20 protein-coding genes are annotated in these 17,310 nt (G+C 29.2%); 6 read left to right on the top strand and 14 right to left on the bottom strand.

Annotation, left to right across the window (positions count from 1 at the left end; all coding sequences use genetic code 11):
- Positions 1-180: 180 nt before the first annotated feature.
- The 5 genes from QM746_RS04955 to QM746_RS04935 all read right to left on the bottom strand — a co-directional run bounded on the left by QM746_RS04955 (position 181) and on the right by QM746_RS04935 (position 4,917).
- Positions 181-1,164 carry a pyruvate dehydrogenase complex E1 component subunit beta gene (locus tag QM746_RS04955; RefSeq protein ID WP_414983199.1) on the bottom strand — a complete coding sequence of 328 codons (984 nt, stop codon included), beginning with the start codon at positions 1,162-1,164 and terminating at the stop codon, positions 181-183.
- A gap of 54 nt (positions 1,165-1,218) precedes the next feature.
- Complete coding sequence (locus QM746_RS04950; protein ID WP_414983198.1) at positions 1,219-1,845, bottom strand: hypothetical protein; 627 nt, start codon at positions 1,843-1,845, stop codon at positions 1,219-1,221.
- Positions 1,846-1,847: 2 nt separating this feature from the next.
- Entirely contained in the window at positions 1,848-2,345 is a 498-nt protein-coding gene (locus tag QM746_RS04945) for an RNA polymerase sigma factor (protein ID WP_414983197.1), read from the bottom strand.
- Positions 2,346-2,435: 90 nt separating this feature from the next.
- Entirely contained in the window at positions 2,436-2,858 is a 423-nt protein-coding gene (locus QM746_RS04940) for a DUF2147 domain-containing protein (protein WP_414983196.1), read from the bottom strand.
- Between the two features lie 124 nt (positions 2,859-2,982).
- Positions 2,983-4,917, bottom strand: a complete 1,935-nt coding sequence (locus tag QM746_RS04935) for an LTA synthase family protein (RefSeq protein ID WP_414983195.1) — start codon at positions 4,915-4,917, stop codon at positions 2,983-2,985.
- Positions 4,918-5,055: 138 nt separating this feature from the next.
- Between QM746_RS04935 and QM746_RS04930 the strand changes: the two genes are divergently transcribed.
- The 4 genes from QM746_RS04930 to QM746_RS04915 all read left to right on the top strand — a co-directional run bounded on the left by QM746_RS04930 (position 5,056) and on the right by QM746_RS04915 (position 7,820).
- The gene (locus tag QM746_RS04930) at positions 5,056-5,772 is read left to right on the top strand and encodes a CDP-alcohol phosphatidyltransferase family protein (RefSeq protein WP_414983194.1); all 717 of its coding nucleotides are present in this window, start codon (positions 5,056-5,058) and stop codon (positions 5,770-5,772) included.
- A gap of 37 nt (positions 5,773-5,809) precedes the next feature.
- The gene (locus tag QM746_RS04925) at positions 5,810-6,574 is read left to right on the top strand and encodes an exonuclease domain-containing protein (RefSeq protein WP_414983193.1); all 765 of its coding nucleotides are present in this window, start codon (positions 5,810-5,812) and stop codon (positions 6,572-6,574) included.
- Between the two features lie 133 nt (positions 6,575-6,707).
- Positions 6,708-7,316: a fumarylacetoacetate hydrolase family protein gene (locus QM746_RS04920; protein WP_414983192.1), complete on the top strand. Its 609-nt coding sequence runs from the start codon at positions 6,708-6,710 to the stop codon at positions 7,314-7,316.
- A 66-nt stretch (positions 7,317-7,382) separates the two neighbouring features.
- Entirely contained in the window at positions 7,383-7,820 is a 438-nt protein-coding gene (locus QM746_RS04915; RefSeq protein ID WP_414983191.1) for a universal stress protein, read from the top strand.
- Positions 7,821-7,897: 77 nt separating this feature from the next.
- Here QM746_RS04915 and QM746_RS04910 read toward each other — a convergent pair whose 3' ends face one another.
- Entirely contained in the window at positions 7,898-8,134 is a 237-nt protein-coding gene (locus QM746_RS04910) for a hypothetical protein (RefSeq protein ID WP_374363866.1), read from the bottom strand.
- A gap of 42 nt (positions 8,135-8,176) precedes the next feature.
- Here QM746_RS04910 and QM746_RS04905 point away from each other — a divergent pair, with 42 nt between their 5' ends.
- Both QM746_RS04905 and QM746_RS04900 read left to right on the top strand, forming a co-directional pair.
- Positions 8,177-9,082 (top strand): DUF6427 family protein, encoded by a 906-nt coding sequence (locus QM746_RS04905; protein WP_414983190.1) that lies wholly within the window; start codon positions 8,177-8,179, stop codon positions 9,080-9,082.
- A gap of 3 nt (positions 9,083-9,085) precedes the next feature.
- Positions 9,086-9,667, top strand: coding sequence for a DUF3109 family protein (locus QM746_RS04900; RefSeq protein WP_414983189.1), 582 nt, complete (start codon positions 9,086-9,088; stop codon positions 9,665-9,667).
- Here QM746_RS04900 and QM746_RS04895 read toward each other — a convergent pair.
- The 8 genes from QM746_RS04895 to QM746_RS04860 all read right to left on the bottom strand — a co-directional run bounded on the left by QM746_RS04895 (position 9,657) and on the right by QM746_RS04860 (position 17,187).
- Positions 9,657-10,448, bottom strand: coding sequence for a hypothetical protein (locus QM746_RS04895; RefSeq protein WP_414983188.1), 792 nt, complete (start codon positions 10,446-10,448; stop codon positions 9,657-9,659). The two genes, QM746_RS04900 and QM746_RS04895, sit on opposite strands and share 11 nt — an antisense overlap.
- Positions 10,449-10,461: 13 nt before the next feature.
- Positions 10,462-11,664 (bottom strand): hypothetical protein, encoded by a 1,203-nt coding sequence (locus QM746_RS04890; protein WP_414983187.1) that lies wholly within the window; start codon positions 11,662-11,664, stop codon positions 10,462-10,464.
- Positions 11,665-11,693: 29 nt separating this feature from the next.
- Positions 11,694-12,599: a hypothetical protein gene (locus QM746_RS04885; RefSeq protein WP_414983186.1), complete on the bottom strand. Its 906-nt coding sequence runs from the start codon at positions 12,597-12,599 to the stop codon at positions 11,694-11,696.
- Between the two features lie 11 nt (positions 12,600-12,610).
- Positions 12,611-12,895 (bottom strand): hypothetical protein, encoded by a 285-nt coding sequence (locus QM746_RS04880; RefSeq protein WP_414983185.1) that lies wholly within the window; start codon positions 12,893-12,895, stop codon positions 12,611-12,613.
- A 75-nt stretch (positions 12,896-12,970) separates the two neighbouring features.
- Positions 12,971-13,273: a hypothetical protein gene (locus QM746_RS04875; RefSeq protein WP_414983184.1), complete on the bottom strand. Its 303-nt coding sequence runs from the start codon at positions 13,271-13,273 to the stop codon at positions 12,971-12,973.
- 13 nt (positions 13,274-13,286) lie between these two features.
- The gene (locus QM746_RS04870) at positions 13,287-13,937 is read right to left on the bottom strand and encodes a response regulator (RefSeq protein WP_414983183.1); all 651 of its coding nucleotides are present in this window, start codon (positions 13,935-13,937) and stop codon (positions 13,287-13,289) included.
- A complete protein-coding gene (locus tag QM746_RS04865) occupies positions 13,934-15,697 on the bottom strand; it encodes a tetratricopeptide repeat protein (RefSeq protein ID WP_414983182.1) in 1,764 nt (587 codons plus the stop codon). Before QM746_RS04865 ends, QM746_RS04870 begins: the two co-directional genes overlap by 4 nt.
- A 155-nt stretch (positions 15,698-15,852) precedes the next feature.
- Complete coding sequence (locus QM746_RS04860; protein WP_414983181.1) at positions 15,853-17,187, bottom strand: trigger factor; 1,335 nt, start codon at positions 17,185-17,187, stop codon at positions 15,853-15,855.
- Between the last annotated feature and the right edge of the window lie 123 nt (positions 17,188-17,310).

The raw sequence follows: 17,310 nt of genomic DNA, 5'->3' as shown, positions 1-17,310 counted from the left end.
TTTCAATCATTTAGCGCACAACATCACTAAAAAACATAAAAATATTCAAAATTTCAATTCATAATAATAATTATTGAAGATTTTAAGAATATTTTAAATAAAACAAGAATTACTCTAGTCTATAAAGAAAAAAAGACGCAATATATAAAAATTGCGCCTTTGTAAATAATATTTTTAAAATTAAGATTTAACGTACATTGCGTTTTTAATCTCAGCTTTTACTTTTTCTAATTTAGGGAACCACTCAGAGAACAATGCTGCAGAATAAGGAGCTGGAGCATCTGGTGTAGTAATTCTCTTAATTGGAGCATCTAAATAATCAAATGCTTTCTGTTGAACCATATAAGTAATTTCTGAAGCTACAGAACCGAAAGGCCAAGCTTCTTCTAAAATCACTAATCTATTAGTTTTTTTAACTGAATTAAGCACTGTTTCATAATCTAAAGGACGAACAGTTCTAAGGTCTATTACTTCTACCGAAATTCCTTCTTTTTCTAAATCTGCTGCTGCTTGAATCGCTAATTTTAAAATTTTACCGAAAGAAACTAAAGTTACATCTTTTCCTTCTTTTTTAATATCAGCTTTTCCAATTGGGATATAATATTCATCCTCAGGGATTTCCATTTTATCTCCATACATTTGTTCAGATTCCATAAAGATTACAGGGTCGTTATCTCTAATAGCAGATTTTAACAATCCTTTTGCATCATAAGGGTTAGACGGAACAATTACTTTAAGTCCTGGGCAGTTTGCATACCAACTTTCGAAAGCTTGAGAGTGCGTAGCACCAAGTTGTCCTGCAGAAGCAGTAGGTCCACGGAAAACGATAGGAATATTCCATTGTCCTCCTGTCATTTGATACATTTTAGCAGCATTAGAAAGAATTTGGTCTATTGCTACCATAGAGAAATTGAAAGTCATAAATTCTACAATCGGACGGTTTCCGTTCATAGCTGCACCTACAGAAATCCCAGCAAAACCAAGTTCTGCAATAGGAGCATCAATTATTCTTTTAGCACCAAATTCAGCTAACATACCTTTAGAAGCTTTGTAAGCTCCGTTATATTCAGCTACCTCTTCACCAATTAGGTAAATAGATTCATCTTTACGCATTTCTTCGCTCATCGCTTCACAGATAGCTTCGCGAAATTGTACTTCTTTCATCCTGTTACAATTATTTGAGGTGCAAAGTTACAAATTTTATTATAATCTTATGCATTAATTATTAGTTTGTATTTTGGTTAATTCTTTGTAATTTTCTTTAAGTTTATAAAGTAAGCTACCATAAACTATTTTGTATACTGATAATAATATCCAAATAGAAATAAGAAACATAATACCAAAAGCTACATATCCTGCCCACGGATTGAAATCACTTACGTTTATTTTATTTTCATTTTCAGCATCATTATATCCATTAACATACCCCCTTAAAACATCACAAACGCTATCTTTAAAATCTATTACATTAAATAATAAAATTGTAAAAATCATTAAAATCATATAAGCCAAAACCATCCTTCTAAGATTTAGAATCTGCTTCATTAAGTTTTTGGTACTTGATTCGTTATTTATTTTGAAATAACTATAAACAATTATGAATATAAAAAACATAAACAATCCTATTCTCAAAAAAAATTTCAAATCAATAAATGAATCCAAAGAATCTGAGTCTATATAAAAAAATAAAATCCAAAAAAGCACTTCTAAAATCCCAATCCACATAAGCTTTTTTGAAATTGAAACAGATTTTTTTCTTGTCATATCAAAAAGTTCTTTTTCAGAAAAAATAATTAATTGAGATTGTCTTTTCCAATTTTTTTTTAAAATATCTAAGTCTTCCATAATTATTTACACTTAATTAATTGTTTTAATTTATTTTTAGCTCTATTCATTTTAACTCTAGCATTAATTTCTGTAATCCCTAAAATATTAGAAATTTCAGAATAATTCATATCATCCAAACACATCATTATCAAAGCCTTATCAACATCATTAAGTAGATAAATTGCACAATACATTTTCTTCAATTTCACTTCTTCGTCGTCATCTATATCATTATATGTTATTTTTTCTTCTATTAAAGAAATATTCACACTCATTTTAGTTTTTTTATTTTTTCTAAAAAGTGCCATAGCTGTGTTTAATGAAACACTATACATCCATGTTGTAAATTTAGACTCTCCTTTAAAAGATTTATATGATTTCCATAATTGAATTACTATTTCTTGAAATAAATCTTTATACTCTTCTTCATCAGAAGAATAGATTCTACATATTTTATGTATAATTTTTTGATTTTTCCCGAGTAATTCTAAAAAGTATTTTTCAGATTCTTCATTCATATTACTATGAGTGATACTTTTAAAAATTTGTTACAAATAAAAGAGCTGCTTCAATCACGAAACAGCTCTTTTACTTATATTTTTTATTAATTATTTTACCTTATGCCAAGTCTGACTTCTTCCTATTAGCGAAAAACCAACATAACCTCTTACGTCTAATTTATCTGCCCCATCTGCTTTAACAGTACATTTATAAGTTTTACCATTTTTTGGATCCGTAATATGACCTCCTGTAAATTCTGCATCTTCTTTTTTAAGACCTCTGATAATTTCTAAACCAACCAAAGGTTTATTTTTTCTATCATCCGTACATTTTATGCAAGTTTCGTGCTCTGGTTTTGCTAATAATTGTACAATTTTTCCGTAGTATTTACCATCAGATTTCTTAAAAATTTCTACAATAGATTTTGGTTTACCTGTTTCGTCGTCTATTGTTTTCCATTTACCTTCTATTTGTGCATAAGAAAAAGCACTCATCAATAAGGCAGCAAATAAAAATGTTATTTTTTTCATATTCTATAGAATTAATATGGGTTAAAAATAAATAAAAAAATTTAAACACCAAATTTTTTACTATTTACAACATACTAAACAAAGTAAATGCCACAAAAACAAAAATTAAACAATAGTTTAACAATCAATGTAATTTCCTATTTATTACTCTATCCATATAATCTTGATACCAAGCTTTTGCTAGCAATTCTCCTTTTTTTATTTCAGGATTATGAAGTTTCGAAACCAAATTATTTTCTAAAGCCAAATCGTCTTTAGTATAAACTCCTAGTACTTTCATGTCAGAATCAAAAGTATAAATATAATTACCAATGGTAAAATTATTAATCGAACCTGTAGAATTCACAATAATATTCGGCTCGTTTTTACCAGAAATAAGACTTCTTCCCCAGCTTCTAATTGGTTTATTATACCCAATCAATTCTGCTAAAGTTGGATAAATATCCATCTGCTGAACATTTTCTAGATTTTCTCCTTGCAATTTATAGGCAGAATTTGGAGAATAAAACAAAATAGGCACTGCAAATCTATTCATTGGTTTATTGTATTCATCATAGTAAACCTGATTGGTATGATCTGCCACAAAAACAAAAATTGTATTTTTATACCAAGACATTTTTTTTGCAGTTTCGAAGAACTTTTTCAAAGAATAATCTGTGTATTCAATTGGTTCGTGGAGTTCTACATGTCCTTTTTTAAATTTCCCATTGTATTTTTCTGGAATTTTAAACGGATGATGAGAAGAAACACTAAAAAGCGTAGCCATAAATGGCGATTTCTTTTGATTTAATGTTTTGGCATAATATTGAAAAAATGGTTCGTCCCAAATTCCCCAAATTCCATCAAAATCTGCATCGTTATTATATTCAGTTTTCCCATAATAATGTTTAAAACCTAAAATATTTCCAAAGCCTAAAAATCCCATACTTCCGTTGGGAGCACCATGAAAAAACGAAGTATCATACCCCATTTCATTACAAACAGAAACAATAGATTGAATTTTTTGATTAGAGTAAGGCGAACTGGTAAAAGCATCTGCCAAACTCGGAATTCCTGCCAAAACAGAACTCATCCCATGTATAGATTGCCTTCCGTTTGCAAATGCATTTGGAAAAATTAAACTTTTTGTAGCCAAACTATCAAAAAACGGAGTATAACTTTCAAAATTTTTAATGTTTTTATGTTGATTAAAAGCCCCAGAAAACTCACGTGAAAAACTTTCTAATATAAAAATTACTACATTCGGTTTAGACGTTGTTTCACTTTTGTAGAATTTATAAGGTTTGATATTTTCTTCAATAAATTTCTGATTTACAAAATGTACTTCTCTGAAATTATTGGTATTCATTGTTCTAAAAAACGAAAAAACACTATTGAGAACTACATTTGCCTGCGAAGGATTTTTAACAAATTTATTGGCATCTACCAAATTTATTGGTCTTGTAGAATGTTTAAAATCTCCTCTAATTCCGCCAACTGCCATTATCGCTACAACAACCAAGGTTAGAATTGATGTAATAAAATACGGAACTTTTTTCTGAGGTTTACACTCTTGTACTTTTACTTTTTTATACAGAAAAATCCATAAAAACATTAAAACCACAAACCAAACAATTACAAAAGGATGTTCTATTACAGATTGAAGAAATACTTTTCCTAAATTATTTTCGTGCTGTGCAACATGCATTGCAGCTGTAGTAAGCCTTGCATTACTGAATTTATAATAAATAAAATCTCCAAAATTCATCCCATAAGAAATTCCGTTGGTGATAAAATATAAATAAAAAAGAAACTTCTGATAACCTGCTTTAGAATTAATTATTATTGGAATAACGCTCAACAGAACAAACAATGCATTAACATACAATATTGCTGTAGTATCAAACGCAATACCGTGAAAAGCAAGGCTAAAATAATCTGAAACACTATCTACTTTTATAACATCTTTATTAAAAAACCAAAATAAAAATCTGGCAATTTGATAAAAAAAGTAAGCTAAAAATATTCGATAAAAAAGTGCTAAAACTTCTTGTTTTCTAAATTCTGAGAAAATTTTCATAAAGGCAAAATTACAAATTTTTACAAGAGCAAATTAAAAAGCTTCAGTTTTTGGCATAGACCATCAATAATTTAAATTTTCCCGAAAACTTACAACATCCAACTTCAGACTTCCAACCAAAATTTCTATTTTTGTAAAATGAATTTCATTAAAAACAATTTAGCAAACGCCCTTACTCTTGGTAATTTATTTTGCGGAAGCATTGCGGTAATTAACATCATCAATCATCATTATCACGTTGCTGCATTTTGCTTGGTTCTTTCTTTGGTTTTAGATTTTTTCGATGGTTTTGTTGCCAGAGCGCTCAAATCTAATTCTAATCTTGGCGCTCAACTAGATTCTTTGGCAGACATGGTAAGTTTTGGTGTAGCGCCTGGTTTAATTATGTTCAATTTATTAGAACCTTTTGGCAGTTCTTTTCTAGGATTAAATTTACCCTTCGAAATAAAATATTTAGGATTACTAATCACCGTTTTTTCTTGTCTTAGATTGGCAATTTTCAATTTAGACGAAGAGCAAACCTACTATTTTAAAGGACTTAATACACCAAGCAATACAGTACTTATCTTCGGGATTTCTTACATTTTATTAGAAAAACTATCTCCAAAAATCTTTGAAATGGAGATTTATCAAATCGGTCTAATTTTATTAACATTCCTCAGTTCTTGGCTTTTGATTTCTCCAATTAAAATGATTGCGATGAAATTCAAATCTAAAAAACTAGAAGACAATTATCCAAAAGTATTTTTAGTTATTGGCGCATTGCTTATTTTGGCATTTTTTCAATTAACGGGCATTCCGTTGGTTATTATTTACTACATTATTATTTCACTAATTTTTCAAAAACAATTGTAAAGGAAAGTCGCGACTTGTCTCTACCAAATTCAATATTATGAATCTAAAACTCCATAAACCACTTTGTATTTTCGATTTAGAAACTACAGGCATCAATATCTCAAAAGATAAAATTATAGAAATCTGTATTCTGAAAGTTTTCCCTGATGCTTCAAGAGAAAGCAAAACTTGGTACGTTAATCCAGAAATGCCAATTCCGGCAGAATCTACTGCTGTACACGGAATTACCGACGAAGACGTAAAAGATTCTCCCACTTTTAAAGAATTGGCGCCAAAAATTATCGATATGATTAAAGATTCGGATTTAGGAGGTTTTAATTCGAATAGATTTGATATTCCGCTTTTGGCAGAAGAACTTTTGAGAGCCGGTTATGATTTTGATTTATCCAAACACAAACCCGTTGACGCACAAACTATTTTTCACAAAATGGAACCGAGAAATCTTGGTGCAGCCTATCAATTTTATTGCGGAAAATCTCTAGAAAACGCCCATTCTGCGGAAGCTGATACTTTGGCAACTTTTGAGGTTTTAGACGCTCAAGTAGAAAAATATGCAGATTTACCGAATGAAATTGCAGCGTTGAGTGAATTTTCTACACAAAATAAATTTGCAGATTTAGCAGGAATGATTCATTTTGACGAAAATGGACAAGAAATTTTTGCTTTTGGAAAATATAAAGGTCAAAAAGTGAAAGATGTTTTCACGAAAGACATTGGTTATTTCGGCTGGATTCAAAACGCTGATTTCCCACTTTATACAAAGAAAGTTTTAACTAAAATTCAGTTGAGAAGTAAGTTTTAAGATTTTTCACGTAATGGCGCAAAGATTTACGCAGAGAACGCGGAGTTTTGTAATTTTAGAGAAATAGTTTAACTTTTTTAAAAATTTTAACAAATTAAAACTTCCATCACCCAACATCTAACATCCATCAATTATGAAAATCATTTGCATCGGAAGAAATTACGCAGAACATGCGAAAGAATTAGGAAACGAAATTCCTGAAAATCCTGTAATTTTTATGAAACCAGATACCGCTGTTCTTAAAAAAGGCAGTGATTTTTACATTCCAGAGTTTTCTAATGATGTACATTATGAATTGGAACTGGTAATTAAGATTTCTAAAGGCGGAAAATACATCCAAAAAGAAAATGCCCATAAACATTACGAAGAAATAGCACTCGGAATAGATTTTACTGCGAGAGATTTACAATCTCAACTCAAAGGAAAAGGTTTACCTTGGGAATTAGCAAAAGGTTTTGATGGAAGTGCCGTAGTTTCTGATTTTCAGCCAAAAGAAAAATTTGATTTAGAAAATTTAAAATTTCAACTCAAAAAAAATAAAGAAACTGTACAAGACGGAAATACCAATTTAATGCTTTTTTCACCAGAACAAATTATTGCTTTTGTTTCTCAATATTTTACGCTGAGAGTAGGAGATTTAATCTTTACAGGAACGCCAAAAGGCGTAGGAAAAGTAGAAGAAAATGATGAACTGGAAATGTTTTTAGAAGGTGAAAAAATTTATAGTCTCCGCATACAATAAATCATATTAAAAAAAATTGCATGCTTGTTTTTTTGTTGTAAATTAGTAATACTAAAATTACTCATCATGAAAAATATAGTATTTCCAGTAGATTTCTCTGATACTACTGATGTTCTAATAGATGGAGCTGTAAATTTTGCCAAAGAAGTGATGGGGAAAATATGCCTTATACATGTAGCACCTGCAGATATTGGTTTTGCAATTGGCGACATGGGATTTCAATATTTTCCAGCGATAGAAGAAAATGAAATTGCAGAAGAATTAAGAGAATTGAATGAAATTCAAAAAAGAATTGAGGCAAAAGGTGTTGCTTGCGACCACATCCTAAAACAAGGTATTTCTGCTGATATTATTTTGAATTATGCCAAAGAAAAAAATGCCAGTTACATTGTAATGGGAAGCCACGGAAGAAGCGGAATGTATGATGTTTTTGTAGGAAGTCTTACTAAAGAGATTACAAAAAATTCTGAAATACCAGTTTTGGTAATTCCTTGCCACGATTAAAAGAACAAATTAATGTAAAAAGCAAATCCCGATATTTTTCTATATCGGGATTTTTTATTTTGAAATAATTTTTAAAATTATTCTACTTCTTTAGTATGAAGCTCAGGCTCATAATAATGAAATTTACCTTCTGTAGGAGAATGGTAATCTTTATCTTTATTATTTCCTAAAACAGCTACTAAAACATAGCACCAATATGTAAAAATACCAGTAGCTACAAAAAATAAGATCCAATTCATTACGTTACCTGCAAAGTCATAAAACCCGAAAGTAAACTTGAATACACTGCTTAAGAATAACAAAAAAGAGGTCATTTTTATTTTATTTTAAATTAACTTTGCACAAAAATATAAAAAATGTTTAAATTACTATCTAAGGAAACCAATATTTTTTCTATACCCGTATATATTTTTTTACTTTTTTTATTGATTGTATATTTCAACGTATTAGATTTCAATAAATTAGATGTTTTTTCAGATATTCTTACATTTTGCGGTTTTGCTCTTGGATATTTTATTTTCAATGCGTTAGGGCTTAATTATAATACTCATTTACCATTGGTTTTATACAGCATTTCTGTTTTTGCTTTATATCCTGGGAGTTTAGATATAGGAATTGCGATATCTTTGTTTACCAATTCTTTCGTTATTTATCTCTTAGCAAGTGACAACGAACATGTTAGAAAAAACTCTTTTTTAATTATTGGTTCTATTTTAGCACTTAATTACATTTTTTTGCCAACTACATGGCCCATGTTTATATTCGTTTTTGTACATTTAATATCAACAGCCAACAGAATTGGACTTAATCTTTTCAGATACTTTTTGGGGATTATTTTGGTTTTCGGAACTTATTTCGGCATTATGTACATTAGTGGTTATACAGAATTTGACGAAAGATATATACCTCTTGTCTTAGATAAATTAAGCACAGATTTTTATCCTTTATACATTTTAGTTCCTATTGCTCTGTTTGTTTTGTACTCTATTTCAGACCATTTTGCGCATTTCAATATGAAAAGCCCAAGAAGTAGATTTCAGTATAATTTTCTATTGTTTTTTTTCTTGGCGCAACTGATAACTGTTTTCCTATACATGGGAAAATCTTATGAATATCTATTACTTCTGGTTCTTCCAAATATTATCATTATAGCAAGAGGATTAAGGTTTTTAAAAAAATATTGGATGAAAGAATTAACTTTTTGGGTAATTACTTTCAGTCTTTTGGCGTATAAAGCCGCAAGTTTATTTCAACAAATTTAGAATATGATTCAACTAGACGATAAATTAATTTCTGAAGATATTTTTTCTGAAGAATTTGTATGTAACCTTTCAAAATGCAAAGGCATCTGCTGTGTAGAAGGCGATGCAGGAGCTCCTTTAGACCAAAACGAAACAGAAATTTTAAAAGAAATTTTCCCGAAAATTAAAAATTATTTAAGACCAGAAGGTGTTGCCGCAATAGAAGAACAAGGTACCCATGTTGTAGATATTGATGGCGATTTGGTAACCACTCTTGTCAATGGTGGCGAATGTGCTTATGTAATTTTTGATGAAAAAGGAATTACGAAATGTGGCATAGAAAAAGCGTATGAAGACGGAGTAATAGATTGGCAAAAACCCATTTCCTGTCATCTCTACCCTATCCGAATTACAGAATACAGAACTTTCTCTGCCGTTAATTACCACGAATGGGATGTTTGTAGTGATGCTTGTACCTTAGGAAAAGAATTACAAGTACCTGTTTATAAATTCTTAAAAACTCCTTTAATTAGAAAATACGGAGAAGAATTCTATAAAACGCTTTGCGACGCTGCAGAAGAATGGCAAAAAGAATTTAATTCTTAAAATCCGAATAGGTATTTTGTATCATAGTGATGGAATCTCCTTTGTCGTGATTATTCATTTTGAAAATTTTAATAGGATTCCCGTTTTCGTCTAATTTATAGCTATAGACATTCATTTCATCATTATTGATAATTTCTTTCACTAATCTTCTGTTGGTAGAATAAATGTATTTTACATTAGATTTAAGATTATACATTTCGTTGTCTTCGTGTATTAGAAGACCATTTACATAGCTCTCTAATCTTTTTTCTAAAAATTTATTATCTTTATAATCAACAGAAGATTTGGTAAAGGTATTATCATTTACATAATTATTATAATTGGCAACAGAAACTAATTCTCCTTCTAAAGATTTTTCGGTTTCATTAATTAATTTTCCGTTTTTATCATAAGAAAAAACCGTTTTCGTGATTAATTTATCATTCAAATAAAATTCTTTGGTAATCAATTTACCGTTTTGATAATTGAATTTCAACATTTCAGTTTCACCAGAATTTTCGTGCAATGTTTCTATCTTTACCAATTGATTATCAATATCATAAAAATATTTATCTGTAGTAATATATTCTCCGTCTTGGCTTTTTTTGCTTTGAAGATAAGTATTGTAAAAAGTTAAGGTTTCTATATAAACTCCTTTATTATAATCTGCATTAGCCCATGTTTGCTTAGAAACTACAGTTTCTGTATTGGGATGTAAACCAAAATCGTTGGTTGTGATTTTTTCTTGCGAAAACATCACTGCAAAAAGTAAAACAAAAAAAGGGAGTATTATTTTTCTCATCATTCATTAATCATTAATACGCTAAAATATATAACGGATAAAATTTCAAAAAAGTTAATTTATCAAAATTAGGAACGTAAAACTTAGGTATATTATTTTCTGAGACTACTAAATTATTCATTCCCCGAGAAATTTTAAGATTAGAAACATCTATTTGCTTACCATTTTCAAAAATGATAAATTGGTAATCAGTATTTATCAAAATATATTTTTTGGAAGGTGTATTATAAGGTCTCATTGCAGAGAAATCTAAACTTGTCTTCATATTTTCTGCGATAGCAACTTCACCATTATTCGGGTCAAAATAAATAAAATCCGTTTTATTTGGACTAATGAAACCTCTGCTTAAATCTGGAGATGGTGTATTTGCTTTATTTTCCATTACAAATTTTCCATCTTCACCTAATCTAACTTTATATGTAGATTTAGGAGCAATATTTTCTGGCAATTGAGAAACTTCGGTATTAATTCCTTCTGTAAAACACGGGTTATAATCTGTAGAACCTGTTATTTTACCGTCTTTGTATGTAATTTTTCTAGAATAAAAGGCATATGTGCGATGCAAAAAATCTTTTTGTCTCATCAGAAGAATACTTCCAAACAAATCAGTTCCATAAACTAGTAAATCTTTAGATTTTACTTCCATCCCGTTTACAAATTGTCTATTGCTCTCACTTATCTTTTTCCCATCAGAAGAAGAATACATTTCTGCAATAAAGTTATAGTTTTTATCATCTTTGTAAGAAGTTATCACTTGTTTGTTAGACATTTTATTGTTGCTATACTGTTCAACAGACGAAAGTTTTCCAGATGAATCATACTGATACTTATACTGAAAATGGCTAGATTCTTCTGGCGTTATCTCTGTCAGCCTGCCTTTTTTATCATAAATAAAACTAGAATATTTTGGTTTAAAATCACCTACAGTACTTGTATATTTTAATGGATTTCCTTTAGCATTATACTCAAATTTATAGACATCTACTACCTGAGATGATGTATGCACTAAATTTTGAAGTTTTCCGTTTTGGAATGTATATACAGCGGTACTGTATGCCTTAGGATTATCAGCTGCAAAATACACAGCTTCTTCTATTTTCACTACATCTTTTGTAACGCCCCAGCTTTCTGCAGAAAACTTGATTACGTAATCTAATTGTGCAAAAGAAAATTGCACGGACAAAAGCACTAAAAGTCGAATTATTTTTTTCATCATGGTATATGTTTATTCCAAATATAATACAATTATTTCAAATCATCTATCGCGTCATAACTCAAAACACTCATATTGAAAGATTTAGCAAATTCTTTATCGAAACTTCGGCTTCCTTCTGTAGAACCATCTTCGTAAGTAATTTCAGAAAATTCAAAATAATTAACAATGTCAAATTCTAAATCATCATACTCTGTTTTTTTGGATTTAAGAATTGCGCCTGTTTTTCCGTAAACGTAATGACTATCAAAACTTGTTGTCATATCACTTTTCATCACTTCATTTCCGTTTTTGTCGTACTGATAAGTGTAAGAAATTTTAGCAGCAGGGTCGTCTATTTCTTCTGAAATTTTCAAATTATTTTCAAAAACTGCATCTACAATTTTTTTAGAATCATCATTGATAAAAACCACTTTCTGGGTTGTATAATTTTTATCCGAAGTATAATTGTAATCTACTGTTGAAAACACCAATTTATCATCTTGATATCTTTTTTCCTTAAGAATTCTTCCTTTTTTATCATAACTGAAATCTGTAAAAATTCTTTTGTTACCTAAAACTTCAGAAATTTTTGACAATTTCCCATTTTCATAGAAAAAATTTTCGTAAGGATAGTATTGTGGTTTCTCAAAATCTTCTGCTTCTTGAATTGAAACCAATTGGTTTTGGGCATTATATTCGTATCGTTTAATTTGAGAAAATCTATCCAAATAATTATCCAAAACATAATCATATTTCAACAAACCTTTCTCAAAAATTCGGATGCGTTTTTCAATTACTTTATATTTCCCAAGTTCTACATCGTATTTGTAAACAAATGTATTATAGGTTTTTACATTATTTGGCAGCGAGTAATCTGATGCTTTGTATTTATCAATTTGAGCAAAAAAAATTGCAAAAAACAAAACAAAAACTGGAATGAAAATTTTCTTAATCATATCAAAAAAAATTAAAAATTATATTGTACACCAAATCCTACCTTACTCATTTTAAAAGACGAAGTACTTCCATTACCGTTCGTCCATTTAAATTTCCCAAAATCAAACATTGCACTTACAGAGAGTTGCATGTTTTTACCATCCATTGCCACTTTTGCCAGTTCGTCCGCTTGTTTAGAAAAAGAAGTTCCTAAGTTAAATTTCACAGAATTATTACCTTCTTGAGCAAAAGAAAAAGAAGAAAATCCCGAAAATAAAATTGTAAGAAAAAAGGTTGTAAAAATGTTTCTTTTCATAATTTTAAGTTTATGCTGTAAAATTATGAGTATGAAGCAAGTAAGTAAATACGGATAAAATCGTATTTGTGAAAATTACTCTTTACGTTTGAAAATATTTTTAATGAATTTGAAAATACCAATCAATAAAATGATTGAGAAAAATATCATAACAAAAGGGTTTTTACGATAAATTTCTTTTACCGTATAAATTGCAATATCAAAATTAGAATCTAATTTTGGTTGTTCTATTTTTTCACCGATTTTTATGGAATCTAAATTCACTTTTTTTATAGATTTTGCTGTAATTGGCTTTCCATTCAGTTTAAGTACAGAATCCTTTTGTGCAAAAGAATTAGAAAACAATAATAATAAAATTAAAAAAATGAACTTTTTCATGATATGTATTTTTTTAAATCAATTTATTTTTTCTCGCAATACGAATTGCTTCTAACTTATTATGAACCTGCAATTTAGAATAAATATTTTCTACATGTTTTCTAATCGTTCCTTTAGAAAGAATAAGATTTTCTGCAATAATATCGTATTTCAAGCCTTTACTTAGTTGCTCCAAAACCTGAATTTCTCTGGCTGTAAGTGTTATTTTCTCTTTCTCTTCCTCAGTTTCAAAATCCTGAGGCTCTCTTAGTAATTTTAGAGTTTTCAACGCAATGGAAGGCGTCATTGCAGCACCACCAGAAAGCGTTTCTTTAATAGAATTGTATAATTCTTGAGGATTGATATCCTTTAGCAAATAACCATCTGCACCAGCTTTTATAGATTTAAAAATTTTCTCATCATTATCAAAAACAGTAAGCATAATAATTTTAATATGTGGGTATCTTTTTTTTACTTCAGCAGTTGCATTCACGCCGTCCATTTCTGGCATTTCAATATCCATCAAAATCAAATCTAAATTTGAGTTTTTCTCTAACTTTTGAAGCAATTCTTTTCCGTTTAAAGATTTTGATTTAATATCAATATCTTCAAAAAAAGAAAGTTTTTCTTGTACTGTCTTTTGTAAAAAAAGATTATCATCTACTATTGCAATTTTTATCATCAAGAGAAATTTTCTAGTTCTATTCTTATTCGAGTTCCTTTTCCAATTTCAGAATTGATAGAAAAATTACCATTAATTTCTTCAATTCTTTTATTCATATTCAACAAACCGTTTCCAAGGTCTGTAGAATTCAAATCAAAACCTTTACCATCATCTTTTATTTCAATTCTCAAACCTTCTGCTAATTTCTCTGTATTAATAATAATAATATGAGTCGCATCTGCATGTTTCATGGCATTATTAACCGCTTCTTGAATGGTTCTGTAAAGATTAACACCTACCACAGAAGAAAAACTCTTATTTTCTAAACTTTTATCAATGCTAAAATTAAATTGAATTTGATGATTGGCAGATTGTGCGTGTTCTACAAAATTGAAAATCCTAGAACTGAGGTCTTCCATCGTAAAATCTGCTTTATTCATTGCCCAAATTGTATCTCTAAGCTCCACAATTGTATTTCTGGTAAAATCACTAATTTTTTCTAATCGTCTTTCTATTGCTACATCCAAATTAGGAATTCCGAATTTTGTATTTTCTAAAGACGAAATAATAAAAGTAAGTTGAGCGCCAATATTATCATGTAAATCTCGGGAAATAGAAAGACGCTGCTCTTGCAATTTATTCTGATTTTCTACTTGTGCCATTGTAGATTTTAATTCGAATTCTTGATGTTGCTGTATATTTTTAAGTTTTTGTTGCCTATAAAACAAAAAACCAATAATTGATGCTAAAATTGCAAAAATAATTGCTACTGTTACTTTAATTCTAGAATTTTCAACCTCAGATTGCTTTTGCAAAAGCTGCTTTTCTTTTTCATTGGTATCAAATTTTATTTCTAACTCTGCTATTTTGGCATTTGTTTCTTGATTAATGAGACTGTCTTTTAGCGAAGAATGTTTTTTGAAATAAATTAAAGCATTTTTATCATCATTTAAAGATTCATAACAATCTGAAATTTTTTTGTAAGAGTCCTGAGACAACCCAAAATACTTATATTTATCTGTAATTTCTACAGATTTTTGATAATAATTGATGGCTTTTTTACATTCATTTTGAAACAAATACATATCTCCCAAATAAGAGTAATTTTCAGCAATTCCTACGGTATCTTTTATTTCTTTTCTTATTTGTAAAGCTTTGTTATAATTTATTTCAGCTTCGTCATATTGCTTCCTAAGAACAAAAACACCTGCAATATTATTTAAACTATACGGAATTCCAACTTTATCTTTTATCCTTTCTTTTAACGCAAGACCTTTGTTGTAATAAAAAAGAGCGCTATCATACTCTTTTTTCATCTCTTTTAAAACTCCATAATTATTATAAATACTAAGCAAAGGCTTTCTAAGATTACTTTTTTCTGCAATATATTTAGCTTTTTGCATATAGAGAATTGCTTTATCTAGATTGCGTTTTTTCATTCGATAGCCCAATTCTCCCCATTCTAGAGAAAGATTTTCTAAGTCATTTATTTTTTCAAAAATATGAATAGCCCTAAGCGAAAAAATTAAATCTTTTTCATATTTACCTTGGTAATAATACACCAAACTTAGATTGCTGTAAGATTTCGCTTCGCCAATATTATAATTAATTTTAGCTGCTTCTTCGGCATTTTTAAGATAAATTTCATCCAAAACAGCTGCGTCTTTCAGCCTTATTTCGAAGGGAAGATTGTTGAGAGAATCTATTTTTTTTATTTCTTTTTTCTGAGCGAAAACATTGAAAAATATCAACCCAAAAAACAAAATGTATTTTAATTTCATACAAAGACAATTTCTAAGTCTAATTTATAAAAATTATTATACAAATATCTTCTACATTACTTACAATACCAATACGAACAAAACCGTATATTTTGCCACAAAAAAAACTCCCAAACCATTAGATTTGAGAGTTCATAATTTATATTTTTAGAAAATTACTTTTGAAGTTCTTCTAAGAATTTGTCGTGAGAAATTTTAGTTTCTTTCTTTTTAGATTTTTCTAAAATTACTTCTTTTAGCTTATTCATAGCTACTTCCTGAGAAATTTGTCTTACTTGTTCTTCTTGTTTTAACATTTCTACAGCATATTTTTGCACTTCTTCTTGAGGAAGATTGTGAATACCATACATTGCTAATTGGTTGTTTACCAAAACTTCTGCCTGAGCAAGAACATCAGCATAATCTATTTTCACATCATTATCGCTTAGTAATTTACCTTCGATAATTTGATTTTTGATGATTGCTTTTTCTGCTTCTAAAATTTCTTTTGCTTGCTCTTCTGAAGCGATATTTTGATTAGAGAACATTAACCATTTTACCAAGAAAGCCTCCGGAAGTTGTACTTCTTCTTTCTCAGAAATGTTTTCTAAAACTTTATTCACAAAGTGAACATCAGCATTTTGTTGGAAATATTCGTCTAATTCTTTTTTTACTCTTTCTTTCAGTTCTTCTTCAGAATTGATGTTTCCTTCGCCATAAACTTTGTCAAAAAGTTCTTGGTTAAGTTCTGCAAGGTTTAATTTGAAAATTTCAACTACAGTAGCTTCTAGCTCTTCGTGGTGAATGTGTCCCAATTCGTGAGCATCGTAGCTAAGGTCTTTTGCTAAATCTTCGCTTTCTGTTAATTGAGTTTTTGTTAATTTGATAACATCACCCATTTTATGACCTTTTACTAAAACAAAACCTTCTTTTTGCTCTGCAGATACAGTTACTTGTTTTGGTGGATGATTGTGCTCTCCTTCCGCATCAGCTTCTACAACCTGAGCGATAGACAATGCTACATAAGAATCTTTAGTGATTTTTTCTTGAGGATCTTTATCTGCAAATCTTTTTTGCATATTTTCGATGCTCTTGTTAATTTCTTTTTCAGAAGCCTCTACTTTGTAGTGAGGAGCTTCGTACTTAGCCAAATCAATAGAAAATTCTGGTTCAAAACCAACTTCGAAACCTACAGAAAGTTCTTCTGCATTATAATCTAATTCGTTCATTGGAACAGGAACTGGTTGCCCTACTAATCTTAATGTGTTATCATTAACATAATTGTTAAGAGCCTCAGAAACTTGCTTGTTAATCTCCTCAAAAGCAATACCTGCTTCATATTGTTTTTTAACCATGCTCAATGGCACTTTTCCTTTTCTAAAACCAGGTACAGTAGCATTTTTAGCATAATTAATCAAAGTTTTTTCTACTTTGTCTTTGTAATCAGATTTATTTAAAGTTACTGTAAGTAAAGCACTTACTTCGTCATGATTGGTTCTTGTAACATTCATCTTGTTAAAAATTTTGAGTTGCAAAAGTATTAAAAAAATATGGTTTCTACAAAAAAGAATAATCTTAGATTACTTATTGATTTTAAATATAAAAACCTCTTTAAAATAAATAATTTTCTGAGC

The sequence above is a fragment of the Cloacibacterium sp. genome, from assembly GCF_047601505.1.
Taxonomy (GTDB): Bacteria; Bacteroidota; Bacteroidia; order Flavobacteriales; family Weeksellaceae; genus Cloacibacterium.
Note: the sequence above shows the minus strand (reverse complement) of the source record. Positions and strands in the feature narration are given on the sequence as shown.